The 17,982-nt window shown below is 71.0% G+C and carries 17 protein-coding genes and 1 pseudogene; 14 read left to right on the top strand and 4 right to left on the bottom strand.

The features are described 5' to 3' along the window. The first annotated feature begins 37 nt into the window (after positions 1-37). Entirely contained in the window at positions 38-715 is a 678-nt protein-coding gene (locus ACF08M_RS16720; RefSeq protein WP_392185993.1) for a response regulator, read from the top strand. 217 nt (positions 716-932) lie between these two features. On the opposite strand, the pseudogene ACF08M_RS16715 reads toward ACF08M_RS16720, so the two are convergent. Beyond that, positions 933-2,047, bottom strand: a pseudogene (locus ACF08M_RS16715) (DUF5937 family protein). Positions 2,048-2,314: 267 nt separating this feature from the next. After that, the gene (locus tag ACF08M_RS16710) at positions 2,315-3,541 is read right to left on the bottom strand and encodes a threonine aldolase family protein (protein ID WP_392185992.1); all 1,227 of its coding nucleotides are present in this window, start codon (positions 3,539-3,541) and stop codon (positions 2,315-2,317) included. Positions 3,542-3,729: 188 nt separating this feature from the next. Between ACF08M_RS16710 and ACF08M_RS16705 the strand changes: the two genes are divergently transcribed. The 10 genes from ACF08M_RS16705 to ACF08M_RS16660 all read left to right on the top strand — a co-directional run bounded on the left by ACF08M_RS16705 (position 3,730) and on the right by ACF08M_RS16660 (position 12,030). Then, complete coding sequence (locus ACF08M_RS16705; protein ID WP_392185991.1) at positions 3,730-4,680, top strand: Rossmann-like and DUF2520 domain-containing protein; 951 nt, start codon at positions 3,730-3,732, stop codon at positions 4,678-4,680. Continuing rightward, positions 4,677-5,819, top strand: a complete 1,143-nt coding sequence (panC, locus tag ACF08M_RS16700) for a pantoate--beta-alanine ligase (RefSeq protein WP_392185990.1) — start codon at positions 4,677-4,679, stop codon at positions 5,817-5,819. Before ACF08M_RS16705 ends, panC begins: the two co-directional genes overlap by 4 nt. Beyond that, on the top strand, positions 5,816-7,603 hold the full coding sequence (locus tag ACF08M_RS16695; RefSeq protein WP_392185989.1) for an L-aspartate oxidase: 1,788 nt from the start codon (positions 5,816-5,818) through the stop codon (positions 7,601-7,603). Before panC ends, ACF08M_RS16695 begins: the two co-directional genes overlap by 4 nt. Continuing rightward, positions 7,600-8,643 carry a carboxylating nicotinate-nucleotide diphosphorylase gene (gene nadC, locus ACF08M_RS16690; RefSeq protein ID WP_392185988.1) on the top strand — a complete coding sequence of 348 codons (1,044 nt, stop codon included), beginning with the start codon at positions 7,600-7,602 and terminating at the stop codon, positions 8,641-8,643. The genes ACF08M_RS16695 and nadC overlap by 4 nt, the downstream gene beginning before the upstream one ends. Next, the gene (locus tag ACF08M_RS16685) at positions 8,643-9,440 is read left to right on the top strand and encodes a type III pantothenate kinase (RefSeq protein ID WP_392185987.1); all 798 of its coding nucleotides are present in this window, start codon (positions 8,643-8,645) and stop codon (positions 9,438-9,440) included. The genes nadC and ACF08M_RS16685 overlap by 1 nt, the downstream gene beginning before the upstream one ends. Positions 9,441-9,579: 139 nt before the next feature. Then, complete coding sequence (locus tag ACF08M_RS16680; RefSeq protein WP_392186146.1) at positions 9,580-10,164, top strand: hypothetical protein; 585 nt, start codon at positions 9,580-9,582, stop codon at positions 10,162-10,164. A gap of 60 nt (positions 10,165-10,224) precedes the next feature. Next, on the top strand, positions 10,225-10,404 hold the full coding sequence (locus tag ACF08M_RS16675) for a hypothetical protein (protein WP_392185986.1): 180 nt from the start codon (positions 10,225-10,227) through the stop codon (positions 10,402-10,404). A gap of 102 nt (positions 10,405-10,506) precedes the next feature. Then, on the top strand, positions 10,507-10,983 hold the full coding sequence (locus ACF08M_RS16670; protein WP_392185985.1) for a BlaI/MecI/CopY family transcriptional regulator: 477 nt from the start codon (positions 10,507-10,509) through the stop codon (positions 10,981-10,983). A 9-nt stretch (positions 10,984-10,992) separates the two neighbouring features. Further along, positions 10,993-11,550, top strand: coding sequence for an amino-acid N-acetyltransferase (locus tag ACF08M_RS16665; protein WP_327274511.1), 558 nt, complete (start codon positions 10,993-10,995; stop codon positions 11,548-11,550). A 144-nt stretch (positions 11,551-11,694) separates the two neighbouring features. Beyond that, a complete protein-coding gene (locus ACF08M_RS16660; RefSeq protein ID WP_392185984.1) occupies positions 11,695-12,030 on the top strand; it encodes an Lsr2 family protein in 336 nt (111 codons plus the stop codon). On the opposite strand, the gene ACF08M_RS16655 is transcribed toward ACF08M_RS16660, so the two are convergent. Continuing rightward, positions 12,009-12,617, bottom strand: a complete 609-nt coding sequence (locus tag ACF08M_RS16655; RefSeq protein ID WP_392185983.1) for an SCO3374 family protein — start codon at positions 12,615-12,617, stop codon at positions 12,009-12,011. The two genes, ACF08M_RS16660 and ACF08M_RS16655, sit on opposite strands and share 22 nt — an antisense overlap. Before the next feature lie 428 nt (positions 12,618-13,045). On the opposite strand from ACF08M_RS16655, the gene ACF08M_RS16650 reads away from it, so the two are divergent. The 3 genes from ACF08M_RS16650 to ACF08M_RS16640 all read left to right on the top strand — a co-directional run bounded on the left by ACF08M_RS16650 (position 13,046) and on the right by ACF08M_RS16640 (position 17,249). Further along, positions 13,046-15,574, top strand: a complete 2,529-nt coding sequence (locus tag ACF08M_RS16650; RefSeq protein ID WP_329820414.1) for an ATP-dependent Clp protease ATP-binding subunit — start codon at positions 13,046-13,048, stop codon at positions 15,572-15,574. A gap of 251 nt (positions 15,575-15,825) precedes the next feature. Further along, entirely contained in the window at positions 15,826-16,059 is a 234-nt protein-coding gene (locus ACF08M_RS16645) for a hypothetical protein (protein WP_392185982.1), read from the top strand. Between the two features lie 500 nt (positions 16,060-16,559). Further along, the gene (locus ACF08M_RS16640) at positions 16,560-17,249 is read left to right on the top strand and encodes a M23 family metallopeptidase (RefSeq protein ID WP_392185981.1); all 690 of its coding nucleotides are present in this window, start codon (positions 16,560-16,562) and stop codon (positions 17,247-17,249) included. 57 nt (positions 17,250-17,306) lie between these two features. Here the strand turns inward: ACF08M_RS16640 and ACF08M_RS16635 are convergent, their stop codons facing one another. After that, positions 17,307-17,891: a TetR/AcrR family transcriptional regulator gene (locus ACF08M_RS16635; RefSeq protein WP_392185980.1), complete on the bottom strand. Its 585-nt coding sequence runs from the start codon at positions 17,889-17,891 to the stop codon at positions 17,307-17,309. Between the last annotated feature and the right edge of the window lie 91 nt (positions 17,892-17,982).

Raw genomic sequence — 17,982 nt, 5'->3', positions numbered from 1 at the left:
AGTACCGGCGTAGGACAGACAGGAGACAGGACCCCTCATGGCGATCCGCGTGATGCTCGTCGACGACCAGGTGCTGCTGCGCACCGGCTTCCGGATGGTGCTCGCCGCCCAGCCGGACATGGAGGTCGTCGCCGAGGCCGGCGACGGCGCGGAGGCGATCGGGATCCTGCGTGCCACCGCCGTCGACGTGGTGCTGATGGATGTCCGGATGCCGAGGCTGGACGGTGTCGAGGCCACCCGTCGCATCTGCGCGCAGCCGGGTGCGCCCAAGGTGCTCATCCTGACCACGTTCGACCTCGACGAGTACGCCTTCTCCGGACTGAAGGCCGGGGCCAGCGGCTTCATGCTCAAGGACGTGCCGCCTGCCGAACTGCTCGCCGCCATCCGCTCCGTGCACAGTGGCGACGCAGTCGTCGCCCCGTCCACCACGCGCCGCCTGCTCGACCGTTTCTCGTCGTTGCTGCCGAGCGGCATCAGCGAACCGCAGGACAAGGGCGTCGCCAAGCTCACCGAACGCGAACGCGAAGTGATGCTCCTGGTCGCGCAGGGCCTGTCGAACGGCGAGATCGCGGCACGCCTGGTGCTCTCCGAGGCGACCGTGAAGACGCACGTGGGCCGCATCCTCACCAAGCTGAGTCTGCGCGACCGGGTGCAGGTCGTCGTCCTCGCCTACGAGACGGGGCTGGTCCGGGCCGGTGGCGGCGGGGCGGGCTGACCGGCCGGGCCGGGCCGGCTTACCGGACCGGCAGGGGCGGGCCGGTCTGCCGGGCGGGCGGGGCAACCGGACTGCCGGACTGCCGGACGCGGACAGCGCGCCGCGGCGGCGGGCACGGCGTACGTGTCCCGGCATCGCGCACCATCGAGCACATCCGCTTCGGCCGAGCACATCTGCTTCGGTCGAGCACATCCGCTTCGGCCGAGCCGGCCGCGGCTCAGCGCAGGATGCCCTCCAGGAAGTCGCTGCCGAGCCGTGCCACCGCGGTCAGGTCCAGCTGGTGCTGCACGTACCGGCCGCGCCGCCGGGTGGTGACCAGGCCCGCCTTCTTCAGCGTCGCGAGATGCCGGGAGACCTCGGGCGCCGTGATGCCGTGCGTATCGGCGAGTTCGCCGGTCGTGTACGGGGACCGGGCGAGATGGCGGCACAGGCGCATCCGCATCGGGTGGGCCAGTGCCTCCATGCGCAGCTGGAGCAGTTCCACGGAGGCGGGGGAGGGCAGCTCGGGGCGGTGCACCGGGTAGTGGATCACGGGGCGCCAGCCGGGCGCGTGCAACAGGTTCAGATGTGGCCAGCCGAAGGCGGACGGGACGAGGGTGAGCCCGGGGCGGCCGAGGGCCGGGTCGGCGGCGTCGGCCCGGCCCTCGGTCAGCTTGTCGGCGCTGATCCGGGTCCCGGTCCCGTCGAGCGACAGCGCCGTGGACACCGCGCCCACCGCCTCACCGATCCCCTTGCGCCGCAGCAGATCGGTCTTGTGCCGTGCGTCGGCGACCAGCTGGACCTGCACCCGCCGCCAGGTGTCGGCGAAGAACGCCTGGTCACAGTCCTCGAACAGGCGGCGGATCCAGCGGCGTACGGGCGCCGGGTCGGCCAGCAGCTGCTGGGCGAACTCCACCTGCTGGGGGCCGCGTGCCGCCGCCATGTCCAGGGCGCGGGCGCGCATCAGCGCGTCGCTGAGCGGGGAGGGCGCACCGAGCCCGTACAGGCTGGAGCAGGTGAACTCCAGGGCGGCGGCGACGAACCGCTCGTCGTCCAGCCGGTCGAGGATGTCCAGGTCCTCGACGAGGTTCGCGCCGGCCCTGCCGTTGCCGCCGCGGACTCCGGCGAACGGCAGGAAGATGTCCGAGAACGTGTTGCGCCACAGGAACTCGGCCTCGTGCAGCCGGTCGGCGAGGTCGGGTTCCAGCGCACTGGCGGTCGCCGTCGCCCAGCCGTGCAGCCCCGGATGGTGGCCGGGCTCGGAGAGGGCATGCAGGGCCAGCCCCAGCTCGGCGAGGGGGAGGTCTCGAAGACAATGCTCTCGGGCGCCAGCCCGGCGATGTCGATGTGCACGCTCACCCCTCCATGGTGCGGGGTGCGCGCGGAGACCGTGCCTCACTTGACGGCGGCCGTCAATCGACGGGCCGCACGAGCCGGTGCCGGTCCACGCTGAGGCCATGAACGCCCTTCAGCAGCACATGATCGACAGCTACCGCGCGGCTCAGCGGGGGGAACGGCCACCGCCACCGCCGGGCCGGCACGACCGGTCGGTGCTACGGGCCGTCCGTCACCGCTCCGGGCGCTCCCGCCGCGGGAACGGTTCCGCCGGCCCGGCGGACATCAGTCCGACGACCGGACCTGAGCCACCACCCGGCTCATGAACTCCGCCACCGCCTCCCGTACGTCCCGCGCCGTCCACTCCAGCCCTTCCCGGCCCACCGTGACCTCGGTGAACGACACCCCGGGCGGCCCGGCGGACGCGGGGTGCCAGTTCCCGAAGAGCGACACGCCCGTCTCCTCCGCCTGCCGCACCGCGGCCTCCGTCAGGACATCCGCCCCGTACGGCAGCCACACCTGGAACTGGTGGGTGTGCGGCGGTTCCGGATGCACCCGGAACCATCCGGCGCCGGCCGCCGGAAAGCCCTCGGCCAGCGCCCCGGCCACCACCTTCGCGTGGGCCACGTACGACGGCAGCGGCGGCAGCTCCTGCTCCAGGCCGATCAGGGCGGCGAGCGCTGCCGGGAACTGCTGGAAGAGCTGGCCGCCGTACCGGTGGCGCCAGGTGCGGGCCTCCTCGATCAGGGACTCGGGACCGGCCAGTGCGGCCCCGGAGATTCCGCCGAGGGTCTTGTAGAACGAGACGTACACACTGTCCGCGAGCGCCGCGATCTCCGGCAGCCCCCGCCCGAAATGGGGGGCGCACTCCCACAGTCGCGCGCCGTCGATGTGCACCACCGCATCGCGTTCCCGGGCGGCCGCCACCACGGCCTCCAGCTCCTCCCACGTCGGCAGGACGAAACCGGCGTCGCGCAACGGCAGCTCCAGCATCATCGTGCCGAACGGCTCGGCGAAGTCGCGGATCTCCTGGGCCGTGGGCAGCCGGGGCTCGGACGTCGGATGGACGGTACGCAGCCCGCTCACCGCCCCCAGCGCGCCGCGCTCGTGTATCTCGGGGTGGGCCAGCGGATGCAGCGCCACGGTGTGGTTCCCGGTCCGCCCGGCCCAGCACCGCAGCGCGACCTGCTGCGCCATCGTCCCGGTCGGGAAGAACACGGCGGCCTCCATGCCCAGCAGCTCCGCGATCCGCCGCTCCAGCTCGGCGACGACGCCATCGCCGTAGAGGTCCGCGGGACGGCCGAGGTCGGTGACCGCCCCGGCCCCCGCCGCCAGCGCGGCCAGCCGTTCACCGAGCGGGAGGTCCATGGGCGGCCTGGACAGGACCCGCCCGGCCGCACGCCGGGCGTTCCACCTGCGCAGCCGCTGCGCGTCCTCCTGAGCCTGCGACTGTCCCTGCGCGTCCTCCTCCGGGTGCCGTGCCTGCTGATCCGTGCCCGCCATGTCTGTCATGCGACGATCATCACGCAGAGCACAGCCGGGGCCCGCACGATTTTCGGGCTCGCCGGGATGCCGGGGCCGCGCCCCGCGGACTTTTCCCACAGGCTGTGGACAGTCGGGAGCACGGGCGAAACGCTGGCGTAGCATGCAGAGAAATCGTCCGGTACCCCCCGCGGACTGGAACGGAAGGCCACCGCCGCGTGAATGCAACAACCCCCAAGGAGCCCCTCGACGCGAGGGACCGCCCCGCCCGGCTCACCGTCGGCGTCGTGGGCGCGGGCCGCGTCGGCCCCGCTCTGGCCGCCTCCCTGCAACTCGCCGGGCACCGACCGGTCGCCGTGTCGGGTGTCTCCGACGCGTCGGTGCGCAGGGCGGCCGCCCTGCTCCCCGACGTACCGCTGGTGCCGCCCGCCGAGGTGTTCGCGCGCGCCGAGCTGGTGCTGCTGACCGTTCCGGACGACGCCCTGCCCGGCCTGGTCGAGGGCCTCGTCGAGACGGGCGCGGTGCGGCCGGGACAACTGCTCGTCCACACGTCGGGGAGGTACGGGACGCGGGTGCTGGACCCGGCCACGCGGGCCGGCGCCCTGCCGCTCGCGCTGCACCCGGTGATGACGTTCACCGGCACCTCCGTCGACGTCCAGCGGCTGGCCGGCTGCTCCTTCGGTGTGACGGCTCCCGAGGAGCTGCGGCTCGCCGCCGAGGCGCTGGTCATCGAGATGGGCGGCGAGCCCGAGTGGATCGCGGAGGAGTCCCGTCCGCTCTACCACGCGGCGCTCGCCCTCGGCGCGAACCACCTGGTCACCCTGGTCGCCCAGTCGATGGAGCTGCTGCGCACGGCCGGGGTCACCGCCCCCGACCGGATGCTCGGTCCCCTCCTCGGCGCCGCACTCGACAACGCCCTGCGCTCCGGCGACGCCGCCCTGACCGGCCCCGTGGCCCGCGGTGACGCGGGCACGGTCGCCGCGCACATAAGCGAGCTGCGCCGGCACGCACCGCAGGCCGTGGCCGGCTACCTCGCGATGGCCCGCGCCACCGCCGACCGGGCGCTCGCCCACGGCATGCTCAAGCCGGAGCTGGCCGAGGACCTGCTCGGCGTCCTGGCCGACAATGCCGGCCCCACGGGTGGCACCGGATCACAGGAGCCCCGATGACCGACACCACCGGCGTGCCCGGCACGCCGCACACCCCCGGCACGCCGCACGCACCGGTCGCCGCACGTCCTGCCGCGCCGTTGCGCACCCCCGGCGCCGCGCCATCGCACATTCCCGGTGCCGCGCCGTCGCGCACGCCCGCTGCCACCCTTCTGCGTACGGCCGGCGAGCTCGCCGCGTTCGCCCCCCGCAAGGGGCCGCGGGCCGTCGTCATGACCATGGGCGCCCTGCACGAGGGCCATGCCACCCTGATCCGTGCCGCGCGGGCGGCGGCGGGCCCGGACGGCCAGGTCGTCGTGACCGTCTTCGTCAACCCGCTCCAGTTCGGCGAGACCGCCGACCTGGAGCGCTACCCCCGCACGCTCGAAGCCGATCTCGCTGTGGCGGGCGCCGCCGGGGCCGACGCGGTCTTCGCGCCCTCCGTCGACGAGGTCTACCCCGGCGGCGAACCGCAGGTCCGGATCTCGGCGGGCGCCATGGGCGAGCGGCTCGAAGGGGCGTCCCGCCCCGGGCACTTCGACGGGATGCTCACCGTCGTCGCCAAACTCCTTCACCTCACCCGCCCCGACGCCGCGTTCTACGGGCAGAAGGACGCCCAGCAGCTGGCGCTGATCCGCCGCATGGTGCGCGATCTGAACTTCCCCGTCGAGATCGTCGGCGTGGAGACGGTCCGCGAGCCGGACGGCCTCGCGCTCTCCAGCCGCAACCGCTTCCTGGACGCCGGGGAGCGGCGCACCGCCCTCGCCCTGTCCCGGGCCCTGTTCGCGGCGCGCGACAGGCTCGCCGCCCAGCAGGCACTGCACGCCCGCGCGCAGGCCACCGCGGCGACCACCGGCCGGGCCGCCGCGCTCACCGCGCTCGGCGAGACCCGCGCGGCCGCCGACGCCCAGGCGGTGGCCCTGGCCCGCCCCGTCGACGGGCCCGCGGCGGTGCGCGCGGCCGCCCGGCTGATCCTCGACGACGCGGCCGGCGAACAGCCGCCGCTCGCCCTGGACTACCTGGCGCTCGTGGACCCGGCCGACTTCACCGAGATCCCCGACGACCGCACCACCGGTGACGCGATCCTCGCCGTCGCCGCGAAGGTCGGCAGGACCCGCCTCATCGACAACATCCCGCTGACCTTCGGAGCCACCACGTGACCGGAATACGGCTGACCGCCCCCGCCCCCGGCTGGTCCATCGACGCCGACGTCGTGGTCGTCGGATCCGGCGTGGCCGGTCTCACCGCCGCGCTGCGCTGCGCGGCCGCGGGTCTCGCCACCGTCGTCGTCACCAAGGCCCGCCTCGACGACGGCTCCACCCGCTGGGCGCAGGGCGGCATAGCCGCGGCCCTCGGCGAGGGCGACACCCCCGAGCAGCACCTGGACGACACCCTGGTCGCGGGCGCGGGCCTGTGCGACGAGGCCGCGGTGCGGACCCTGGTCACCGAGGGCCCCGACGCCGTACGCCGGCTGATCGGGACCGGTGCCCACTTCGACACCACCGAGAGCGGTGACATCGCGCTGACCCGCGAGGGCGGCCACCACCGCCGCCGCATCGCCCACGCGGGCGGGGACGCGACGGGCGCCGAGATCTCCCGCACCCTGGTCGAGGCGGTCCGCGAGGCCGCCCTGCACACCGTCGAGAACGCCCTCGTCCTCGACCTCCTCACCGACGCGGAAGGCCGTACCGCCGGCATCACCCTGCACGTCATGGGTGAGGGCCAGCACGACGGCGTCGGCGCGGTCCGCGCCCCCGCGGTGGTCCTCGCGACCGGCGGCATGGGCCAGGTCTTCTCCGCCACCACCAACCCGGCGGTCTCCACCGGCGACGGCGTGGCCCTGGCGCTGCGGGCCGGTGCGGAGGTATCCGACCTCGAATTCGTCCAGTTCCACCCGACGGTCCTCTTCCTCGGCGCCGACTCCGAGGGCCAGCAGCCCCTCGTCTCGGAAGCGGTACGGGGCGAGGGCGCCCATCTCGTCGACGCGTCCGGCACGCGCTTCATGGTGGGGCAGCACGAACTGGCGGAACTGGCCCCGCGCGACATCGTCGCCAAGGCCATCACCCGCCGGATGCAGCTGCACGGCACCGAGCACATGTACCTCGACGCCCGTCACTTCGGTGCCGAGATGTGGGAACAGCGCTTCCCCACGATCCTGGCGGCCTGCCGCGCCCACGGCATCGACCCGGTCACCGAGCCGATCCCGGTCGCCCCCGCCGCGCACTACGCCTCCGGCGGCATCCGCACCGACCTGCGGGGACGTACCACCGTGCCCGGCCTGTACGCCTGCGGCGAGGTCGCCTGCACCGGCGTGCACGGCGCGAACCGGCTGGCGTCCAACTCCCTCCTGGAGGGTCTCGTCTTCGCCGAGCGCATCGCGGCGGACATCGTCGAGGACCGGCCCCGCGCGGACGCCGCGACGGACGGTCCCCTTCCTGCCCCCTCACCGCTGCTCGCCCCCGAGGTCCGCGGCACGATCCAGCGGATCATGACCAGGGGCGCCGGAGTCCTCCGCTCCGCCGAGAGCCTGGCCGTCGCCGCCGATGAGCTGGAGGCCCTGCACAACAGCGCCGCCGAGGCCGTCGGGACCGCCGAGGCCGTCGAGACCGGCGAGGCAGGCGAGGCTGGTGACCCCAAGGGTGCGGTGCCCGGCGTCGAGGCGTGGGAGGCCACCAACCTGCTGCTCGTCTCGCGCGTCCTGGTCGCCGCCGCCCGCCGGCGCGAGGAGACCCGCGGCTGCCACTGGCGCGAGGACCGGCCCGAGCGCGACGACGAGAACTGGCGCCGCCACCTCGTCGTCCGGCTCACCCCGGAGCGTCAACCGGTCCTCCGTCGGACGGAGACCGAGGCATTCGGGCCCGTACGCCCGGCGCAGGCGCCAGACTGCGCAGCAACAGCACCCCTGATTCACCCCGCCGACGTCACCGAGGAGCCGCAACCGTGAGCACGCCCGAAGAGAATCCGCGCCCCACACCCGTGGACGTACCGCTGATCCAGATCGGCGCGCCCGCACCGTCCGAGGGCGGCTGCGGGGACGGCTGTGGCTGCGGCGCGGAGGAGTTCTACGAGCTCAACCCCCTGAAGTGCGGCCTCGACCCCGACCTCGCCCAGCTGCTCGCCGACGCGGGCCTGGACCCGGTCCAGGTCGAGGACATCGCGCACGTCGCCATCGAGGAGGACCTCGACGGCGGTGTCGACGTCACCACCGTCGCGACCGTCGCCGAGGACGCCGTGGCCACCGGCGACTTCACCGCCCGTGAGGCGGGTGTCGTGGCCGGTCTGCGCGTCGCCGAGGCCGTCCTGTCCATCGTCTGCGCGGACGAGTTCGCGGTCGAGCGCCACGTCGAGGACGGCGACCGCGTCGTCCCCGGTCAGAAGCTGCTGACCGTCACCACCCGCACCCGCGACCTGCTCACCGGCGAGCGCAGCGCGCTCAACCTGCTCTGCAGGCTCTCCGGCATCGCGACCGCCACCCGCGCCTGGGCCGATGTCCTCGAAGGCACGAAGGCCGAGGTCCGCGACACCCGCAAGACCACCCCGGGCCTGCGCGCCATGGAGAAGTACGCGGTGCGCTGCGGCGGCGGCGTCAACCACCGCATGTCGCTGTCGGACGCGGCACTGGTCAAGGACAACCACGTGGTCGCGGCCGGCGGCGTTGCCGAAGCCTTCAAGCGGGTGCGCGACGAGTTCCCGGACGTACCGATCGAGGTCGAGGTAGACACCCTGCAGCAGGTCCGCGAGGTCCTCGACGCGGGTGCCGATCTGATCCTGCTGGACAACTTCACCCCGTTGCAGACCGCCGAGGCGGTCGCCCTGGTCGGCGGCCGCGCGGTCCTGGAGTCCTCCGGCCGGCTCTCCCTGGACACCGCACGCGCCTACGCGGAGGCGGGCGTCGACTACCTGGCCGTCGGCGCGCTCACCCACTCCTCGCCGATCCTCGACATCGGCCTGGACTTCCGCGACACCGACGGGGCCGACGTCTGATGCTGCTCACCATCGACGTCGGCAACACCCACACCGTCCTCGGCCTGTTCGACGGTGAGGAGATCGTTGAGCACTGGCGGATCTCCACCGACGCCCGCCGTACCGCCGACGAGCTCGCGGTGCTGCTCCAGGGCCTGATGGGCATGCACCCACTGCTGGGCATGGAGCTGGGCGACGGCATCGAGGGCATCGCGATCTGCTCCACGGTCCCGGCCGTCCTGCACGAGCTGCGCGAGGTGACCCGCCGCTACTACGGCGACGTCCCCGCGGTCCTCGTCGAGCCGGGCATCAAGACCGGCGTGCCGATCCTGATGGACAACCCGAAGGAGGTCGGCGCGGACCGCATCATCAACGCGGTCGCCGCCGTCGACCTGTACGGCGGTCCGGCGATCGTCGTCGACTTCGGTACGGCCACCACCTTCGACGCGGTCTCCGCCCGGGGCGAGTACACCGGCGGTGTCATCGCCCCGGGCATCGAGATCTCGGTCGAGGCGCTCGGTGTCAAGGGCGCCCAGCTCCGCAAGATCGAGCTGGCCCGGCCGCGCAGCGTGATCGGCAAGAACACGGTCGAGGCGATGCAGTCGGGCATCATCTACGGCTTCGCCGGCCAGGTCGACGGCGTCGTCGCACGGATGAAGAAGGAGCTGGCCGTCGACCCCGACGACGTCACCGTCATCGCGACGGGCGGCCTTGCGCCGATGGTGTTGGGCGAGTCCTCCGTGATCGACGAGCACGAACCCTGGCTCACCCTGATCGGTCTGCGCCTGGTGTACGAGCGGAACGTCTCCCGGATGTAGCGGGTGCGGGGCGTACCTGCGCGGGAACGGTGCGGCGGACCGGTGGCCGCCGCCGCGCCGCGACGACCCGTTAAGCGGATTTTGTCCAATTAGCACGTATTGTCGCTTCATGCCCACGCCTTACGGATCACGCGGCGGTATGGCGTTCAGCGCGGACGAGCTGCGTGTGCTCCGACGCGCCCTCGCCATCGCCCTTCACCCCACGCCCCTGCCCGACGAGGACGTCCAGGACTGCTTGCGACTGGCGGGCGCCGTGGACGAGGCGGTCGGCGAGGCGGGACGGCTCCGCACGTTCCTCCTCGCCGACCTCGTCCGCTACCGCAACGCCCTGCCCGGCTCCGTCAGCGGCTATCTGGAGCTGCTCCAGGACGCCCTGGCGGGCGGATACGACCCCCGTCCCGACGACCTCGCCGCGCTGCGCGCCCTGCGCCACAGACCGGTGGCCGCGGCCCTCCTGGAACGCTGTCAGATGCTCGCGGAGCGGTCGGTGCGGGCCCGCCTCGCCGGACGTGCCGTACCGATGGCCGCCCCTGCGCCCCGCAGCAGGCTTCTCGCCCTGCCCGGCGGCCGGTCGGCCGGTGAGACCGAACCCGAACAGCCGAAGGCGCCGACGGCACCGCCCCGGCCGACCCCGCCGCCCGGGCGCCCGGCGCCCAAGCCCTCCGAGGTCTTCCCGCCCCGCCGTCGCCCGGCCCCGCCGCCGCAGCAGCGCGCCGCGGGATAGCCGGCCGCAACGTGGAGGGGGTGCGCGGAAGCCCGTACCGGCCTCGCTACTCTGGATGCCATGGACTACGTAGCCGCGCTCCTGCCCCCCGTGGTGATGGCCGCCTTCTTCATCGGCCTCGTCGTGACGATCGTCAAGAGCCAGGGCGGTCCCAACAAGGCCAAGGAGGACGCGGCCGTGGACTCGGCGCTCGCTCGTGCCGATTCGGTCCAGCAGACCCCGCGGGCCGGCGGCGTCTGACGCCCCGCAGCACGCAAAGGGCGCACGGCTCCCGGAGAGCCGTGCGCCCTTTCGCTGCATAAATTACCGGGCATTCCAGGCATCTGGCACTAAAGTGACATTGTGCCCCGCCAATTGGGAGATCTGGAAGACGCCGTGATGACACGGGTCTGGCAATGGAACCGTCCGGTCACTGTGCGCGAAGTCCTTGAGGACCTTCAGCAGGAACGCTCCATCGCCTACACCACCGTCATGACGGTAATGGACAATCTCCATCAGAAGGGCTGGGTGCGCAGGGAAGTCGACGGCCGCGCATATCGATATACGGCGGTCTCCACCCGTGCCGCCTACTCGGCCGCACTGATGAACGAGGCCTGGTCGCGCAGTGACAACCCCGCCGCGGCTCTTGTCGCGTTCTTCGGCATGATGTCCCCGGAGCAACGCGAGGCCCTCCGGGACGCCATGCGGATCGTCCGGCCCGATCTGCCCGGAGCCTCCGGTTCCGCGGCACCGGAAGCGGCCGGTGAAGGCGCGGGCGGACCGGCTGATGAACAGGCCGGAGATCCGGTCGATGGCGCGGGCCCGGAGACCGGGCGATAGCGTCTGGGTATGTCCTCAGAGCTTCCGCATACCGATTTCCGTACCGAGCCGTCGGTTATAAACGTGGCCATCACTGTCCGCCGTGCCAGGACCAGCGATGTGGCCTCGGTCCGCCGTCTCCTCGACGGGTACGTACGCGAAGGCATCCTGCTCGACAAAGCGACGGTGACGCTTTACGAGGACATCCAGGAGTTCTGGATCGCGGAACGCGACGAGGATGCCCGGGTCATCGGCTGCGGCGCACTGCACGTGATGTGGGAAGACCTGGCCGAAGTGCGCACTCTGGCGGTCGACCACAGCATCAGGGGCGCCGGAGTCGGACATCAAGTACTGGACAAGTTGTTGCAGACCGCCCGTTGGCTGGGCGTACGGCGGGTTTTCTGTCTCACCTTCGAAGTCGACTTCTTCGCGAAGCACGGCTTCGTGGAGATCGGAGAGACGCCGGTCGACGGAGATGTCTACAGCGAGCTGCTGCGTTCCTATGACGAGGGTGTAGCGGAGTTCCTGGGTCTCGAACGGGTGAAGCCGAACACCTTGGGCAACAGCCGGATGCTTCTGCACCTGTGACCGCCACAAGAAGCCGTAGCTCTATGTCCGAATCGCGCACGTTTCCCGTCTTCTTGCGATCCTGAACCTCTCCCGAGGGTTTGTGTTTTTCGAAGAAAAGCGGTTTCCTTTCCGCGTACTGCATTTTCGATGAAAGGAAATCCGGTGGCACAGAAGGTTCAGGTCCTTCTTGTCGATGACCTCGACGGTGGCGAGGCCGACGAGACCGTCACGTTCGCTCTGGATGGCAAGACGTACGAGATTGACCTCACCACGAGCAACGCCGACAAGCTGCGTGGTCTTCTTGAGCCGTACACCAAGGGTGGCCGGCGTACGGGTGGCCGTGCCACGGCCGGCCGTGGCAAGGGCCGTGCCGTTGCGGGCGGCAACAAGGACACCGCGGAGATCCGTAAGTGGGCGCGCGAGAACGGCCACAATGTGAATGACCGCGGCCGTGTTCCCGCGGAGATCCGTGAAGCTTACGAGAAGGCCAACGGCTGAGCTGTCGGCCCTTCGGCCGACCGCCCCGTTCGGGCGCGCATCAACCGGACCCGGTGGCATTCCGTCGCCACCGCGTCCACGAGCCGTACGAGATCGGGAGCATCCCCACCCCTGCTCCCGAGGCCGACGAGGGCCGGGAGCTCCGGCTCTCCCTCGTGCCGTGGCCCGGGGGGCCGCAGCCATACGGCGGCCCCCGGTCGGCTCGGCACCCCGCCGGGCGGCATCGGCGCGGTGATCCGGCCGTCCGTGCCGATGGCGGTCAGTGAGAGGGTGACCCCGCCCCACTCCAGCCAGTCGAGCAGCCCGGGTAGTTCGTCGGCGCTTCCCGCCGCCACCAGCAGGCTCATCCGTGCGCCCGCCAGCGCCACGGGCCCGCTGCGGCCCACCCGCCGCAGCGCCGCACGGCCGGCGGCCGCGGGCACCTCCAGGACGTCGAACCGCAGCCCGGTCAGCAACCGCACCGGCGCGGTGCCCTCCGTTGCCCAGCCGAGCTCGCGCTCGTACCACCGTGCCCACGGCGCGTAGTCGTCGTGGCTCCTGCGGTCGTCGGCGGACGACGGCGGGGCGGGCGGGACGGTGATGGCCATGTCAGAAGAACGGCCGATCCACCCCGGAGGTTACGCGGAGTGTGCGGCCAGGTGCGTGGTGTGTCCGGGATGGGTGCGCAGAGGCGTATTCGGGCGCGCAAATATGTTCGCCCGTAGCGGAGGGAACCGGCGCGCGCCGCATGGACTGTCTGTAATAGCGGGTAAGACATCCCTAGTGGGGAGGGGCGACACGCAGGCCCGGGCATCTCACGTTCGCCATCGGCGTACTGGCGAAAGGCGTATCTGCCTGGCCTGCGGGAACATCGTCTCGCACCATCGGGTTGGAGCAGATGTCGGCGTTCGGGGCAGGAGGCCAAGGACGGTGTCGGCAGTTGGAATGAGCGGTCCCCGCTTGCGGGACTAAGCTGCGGAAGGACAGGGAGGGGACCGACCCCTTACTGCCTGACCGCTCTGAGGAGCGATTAACGATGTTCGAGAGGTTCACCGACCGCGCGCGGCGGGTTGTCGTCCTGGCTCAGGAAGAAGCCCGGATGCTCAACCACAACTACATCGGCACCGAGCACATCCTCCTGGGCCTTATCCACGAGGGTGAGGGTGTCGCCGCTAAGGCCCTGGAGAGCCTCGGGATTTCGCTCGAGGCGGTCCGCCAGCAGGTTGAGGAGATCATCGGTCAGGGCCAGCAGGCTCCGTCCGGGCACATCCCCTTCACCCCCCGGGCCAAGAAGGTCCTGGAGCTGTCGCTCCGTGAGGCCCTCCAGCTCGGCCACAACTACATCGGCACCGAGCACATCCTGCTCGGCCTGATCCGCGAGGGCGAGGGCGTCGCCGCCCAGGTCCTCGTGAAGCTGGGCGCCGACCTGAACCGGGTGCGGCAGCAGGTCATCCAGCTGCTCTCCGGGTACTCGGGCAGCAAGGAGGCGGCAACCGCGGGCGGCCCCGCGGAAGGCACGCCCTCCACGTCCCTGGTGCTCGACCAGTTCGGCCGGAATCTCACTCAGGCTGCCCGTGAATCCAAGCTCGACCCGGTCATCGGGCGCGAGAAGGAGATCGAGCGGGTCATGCAGGTGCTGTCCCGCCGTACCAAGAACAACCCGGTTCTCATCGGCGAGCCCGGCGTCGGCAAGACGGCGGTCGTCGAGGGACTGGCGCAGGCCATCGTCAAGGGCGAGGTGCCCGAGACCCTCAAGGACAAGCACCTCTACACCCTCGACCTCGGCGCACTGGTCGCCGGCTCCCGCTACCGCGGTGACTTCGAGGAGCGCCTGAAGAAGGTCCTCAAGGAGATCCGCACCCGCGGCGACATCATCCTGTTCATCGACGAGCTCCACACCCTGGTGGGTGCGGGCGCCGCCGAGGGCGCGATCGACGCCGCCAGCATCCTCAAGCCGATGCTGGCCCGCGGCGAGCTGCAGACCATCGGTGCGACGACGCTCGACGAGTACCGCAAGCACCTGGAGAAGGACGCCGCGCTGGAGCGCCGCTTCCAGCCCATCCAGGTCGCGGAGCCGTCGCTGCCGCACACCATCGAGATCCTCAAGGGACTGCGCGACCGCTACGAGGCCCACCACCGCGTCTCCATCACGGACGAGGCGCTGGTCCAGGCCGCGACGCTGGCGGACCGGTACATCTCGGACCGCTTCCTGCCGGACAAGGCGATCGACCTGATCGACGAGGCCGGTTCCCGGATGCGCATCCGCCGGATGACCGCGCCGCCGGACCTCCGCGAGTTCGACGAGAAGATCGCGGGCGTCCGCCGCGACAAGGAGTCCGCGATCGACTCGCAGGACTTCGAGAAGGCCGCGTCCCTGCGCGACAAGGAGAAGCAGCTCCTCGCCGCGAAGACCAAGCGCGAGAAGGAGTGGAAGGCCGGCGACATGGATGTCGTGGCCGAGGTCGACGGCGAGCTGATCGCCGAGGTCCTGGCCACCGCGACCGGCATCCCGGTCTTCAAGCTGACGGAGGAGGAGTCCTCCCGGCTGCTGCGCATGGAGGACGAGCTCCACAAGCGCGTCATCGGCCAGAAGGACGCCATCAAGGCCCTCTCGCAGGCGATCCGCCGTACGCGAGCCGGCCTGAAGGACCCGAAGCGCCCCGGTGGCTCGTTCATCTTCGCCGGCCCGTCCGGTGTCGGTAAGACGGAGCTGTCCAAGACGCTCGCCGAATTCCTCTTCGGCGACGAGGACGCGCTGATCGCGCTCGACATGTCGGAGTTCAGCGAGAAGCACACGGTTTCCCGCCTCTTCGGTTCTCCCCCCGGCTACGTGGGTTACGAAGAGGGCGGCCAGCTCACCGAGAAGGTGCGCCGCAAGCCGTTCTCCGTCGTTCTCTTCGACGAGGTCGAGAAGGCCCACCCCGATATCTTCAATTCCCTGCTCCAGATTCTGGAAGACGGTCGCCTGACCGACTCCCAGGGCCGGGTCGTGGACTTCAAGAACACGGTCATCATCATGACGACCAACCTCGGGACCCGGGACATCTCCAAGGGCTTCAACCTGGGCTTCGCCGCCCAGGGCGATGTCAAGACCGGCTACGAGCGGATGAAGAACAAGGTCAACGAAGAGCTCAAGCAGCACTTCCGCCCCGAGTTCCTCAACCGTGTCGACGACACGGTCGTCTTCCACCAGCTCACCGAGGAAGACATCATCCAGATCGTCGACCTCATGCTCGCCAAGGTGGACGAGCGCCTGAAGGACCGCGACATGGGCATCGAGCTGAGCTCGGAAGCCAAGTCGCTGCTGGCGAAGAAGGGCTACGACCCCGTGATGGGCGCCCGGCCGCTGCGACGGACGATCCAGCGCGAGATCGAGGACATCCTCTCCGAGAAGATCCTCTTCGGTGAGCTGCGCCCCGGTCACATCGTGGTCGTCGGCACCGAGGGCGAGGGTGAGGAGAAGACGTTCACCTTCCGCGGCGAGGAGAAGTCGGCTCTGCCCGACGTCCCCCCGATCGAGCAGGCGGCGGGCGGTGCGGGACCGAACATGTCGAAGGACGTGTGAGGACGCGTCCGAGGGCCTAGCGCCCGAGCATCCGCAGGGGCTGCCCCGGAACCGTGCAAACGGTCCGGGGCAGCCCCTCTTTGTGGAGTCCGCGGAGTCCGCCGAGTCTGCCCGGTCCGCCGTGCCGCTGTGCTGTCGTCAGCGGCGTATGTCGAGGCCCTCGCCGCCGACGACCTGATGGCTGCCGGAGACGGCGACCCGGAGCCCGGGCAGGGCTTCGAGCGGGGACAGAGCCGGGGAGGTGGTTCAGGGTGGACAGCCCCAGGCGGGAGAGCAGCCGTACGTCCCGGTCGGATCTCGGCGGGAAGAACGCGTCCACGGCGGCGCGGACCCTGGTGCGGGTCGTCTCGCCCGGCCAGGTCGCATGCTGGGCGCAGAGTGCGGCCAACACGCCGATCTCCTCCCGGGAGACGGTGCCCGCCGGTCCGGGCTCCACGTTCAGCAACCCGTTGACCAGAGCGGGGTGTTCGCGGCGGCCGCAGTGACCGGCCGCCAGCAGGATGACGTCGTGCCACTGCTGGGTGCCCGCCCGGCCGAGCAGTTCGTTCAGCTGGTCGCCGTGTCAGCGTAGCCAGAGCGCGGGTCGAAGGTCCCGAATCGGACGTCCTTCCGTCCCGCCGACGGTGACATGCCACACAGCCCTTGCGGGGCCTACTAGGGGAGGTAGGGGGGCCCGGCGTGATCGCGGCAGGGGCCTCGGCCCCGGCGTGGGGCGGGGCCTTCGAAGCCGTGGAGGGATAAGCCTGAATCGCTAGGTTTGGTCCGGTTAGACAGGTTTTGAGCTGGAGTTAAACCTGTCCGAAAAAGAGTTTCGACGCGTCCGGGCATGGGGCGTGCGAAGCCGTCGATGGTGAATTCCCGAGATGCCCGATACGGCTTTTGTTCGTAGATGGGGTGTTTGAGCATGACTGGGGGTGCGGGTTACCAAGGGATGGCCAGCCCGGCCGGAGCGCCGGGTCCAGTCATCTCCGGAGGATTTCCGCTTATGTCGAAGCGCGTTTCGTTCCAGCACTCCCGCCGCCCGTCGCTGTCCCGTGTCCGTGGCGCCGTGGTGGCAGCCGGTCTCGGGACATCGATGGTTCTCGGCGCGGGTGCTGCGTTCGCGGCCGGCCCGGCGGGGGTCCCCGGTACTGCGAGCCTGGTCGACAGCGCCGCGGCCGAATCGGTCGCCGTGCAGGCGGCGGCGCAGGGCAAGGCGGCCAAGGCGGCCGCGGCGGAACGCGCCGCTGCCGAGAAGGCGGCCGCGAAGAAGGCCGCCGGCTGGGAGACCCCGGTGAACCGCTACGTGCTCAGCGCGAGCTTCGGCAGCGACGGCAGCCGCTGGGCCCACAAGCACTCCGGCCAGGACTTCGCCGTGCCGGTCGGCACCAGGGTCGAGGCCGCACACGGCGGCACCGTCGTGAAGGCCGGGCCGAACGGCGGCGGTGACGGTCCCGCGTACGGCAACGCCGTCGTGATCAAGCACGCCAACGGCCTGTACTCGCAGTACGCCCATCTGTCGCGGATCGATGTGCGCATCGGCGAGACCGTGAAGACGGGCGAGAAGATCGCCCTCTCCGGCAACACCGGCAACTCCAGCGGCCCGCACCTGCACTTCGAGATCCGGCGCACCGCCGACTACGGTTCCGCGGTCAACCCGGTCTCGTTCCTCCACAAGGAGGGCGTCCGGGTCTGACCCGGCCGGGTGGATCCCCGTTGCACCGCGGAACCCGGGCCGCCGGGCGGCTCCCCGTTACTCCGCGGAGCCCGGGCCGTGGGCCCGGGTGACCAGCTCGAAGGCGACTTCGAGGACGGCCTTGCGCTTGTCCTCGGGGTCGCCTTCGACGTCCTTGAGGGCGAACATGCCCGCGTGCATCGTGAAGAGCGCGCTGAAGCAGCGCACCTGGTCGGTCAGTGGCGCGTCGGGTTCCTTGATCAGGTCGACCAGGGCGAGGACGCGGTCCTTGATGGTGACCCCGATGCTGAGGTCCCGTACGGTCGCCTGGTTCTCCTGCATGAACCGGAAGAGCGGGGCGGCCGACTCCAGGGCCCCGCTGTAGCGGCGCAGGATCTCCTGCTTCGTCTCCAGGGTGCGGGGCTGCCCCCTGCCCCATTCGATCAGCTCCTCGATCGGCCGGTTCAGGTCGTCGAAGATGCTGACCAGGATGTCTTCCTTGGTCTTGAAGTGGTAATACAGCGCGGCCTTGGTGACATCCAGCCGCTCGGAGATCTCGCGCAGGGAGGTCTTGTCGTAGCCCTGTTCGGCGAAGAGCTCCAGGGCGACGTCCTGGATCCGCTGGCGCGTGTTGCCCCGGCGTGGCTGCGGTGTGCCGCCCATGGTGCTCTCCTCGAAACTTACTTGACGACCGGCTAGTTGCCCGTCTACTTTGCCCAGTGTAATCAACTAGCCGGGCGGCAAGTAAGTGCCT

This window comes from Streptomyces sp. NPDC015032 (genome assembly GCF_043080425.1).
Taxonomy (GTDB): domain Bacteria; phylum Actinomycetota; class Actinomycetes; order Streptomycetales; family Streptomycetaceae; genus Streptomyces.
Note: the sequence above shows the minus strand (reverse complement) of the source record. Positions and strands in the feature narration are given on the sequence as shown.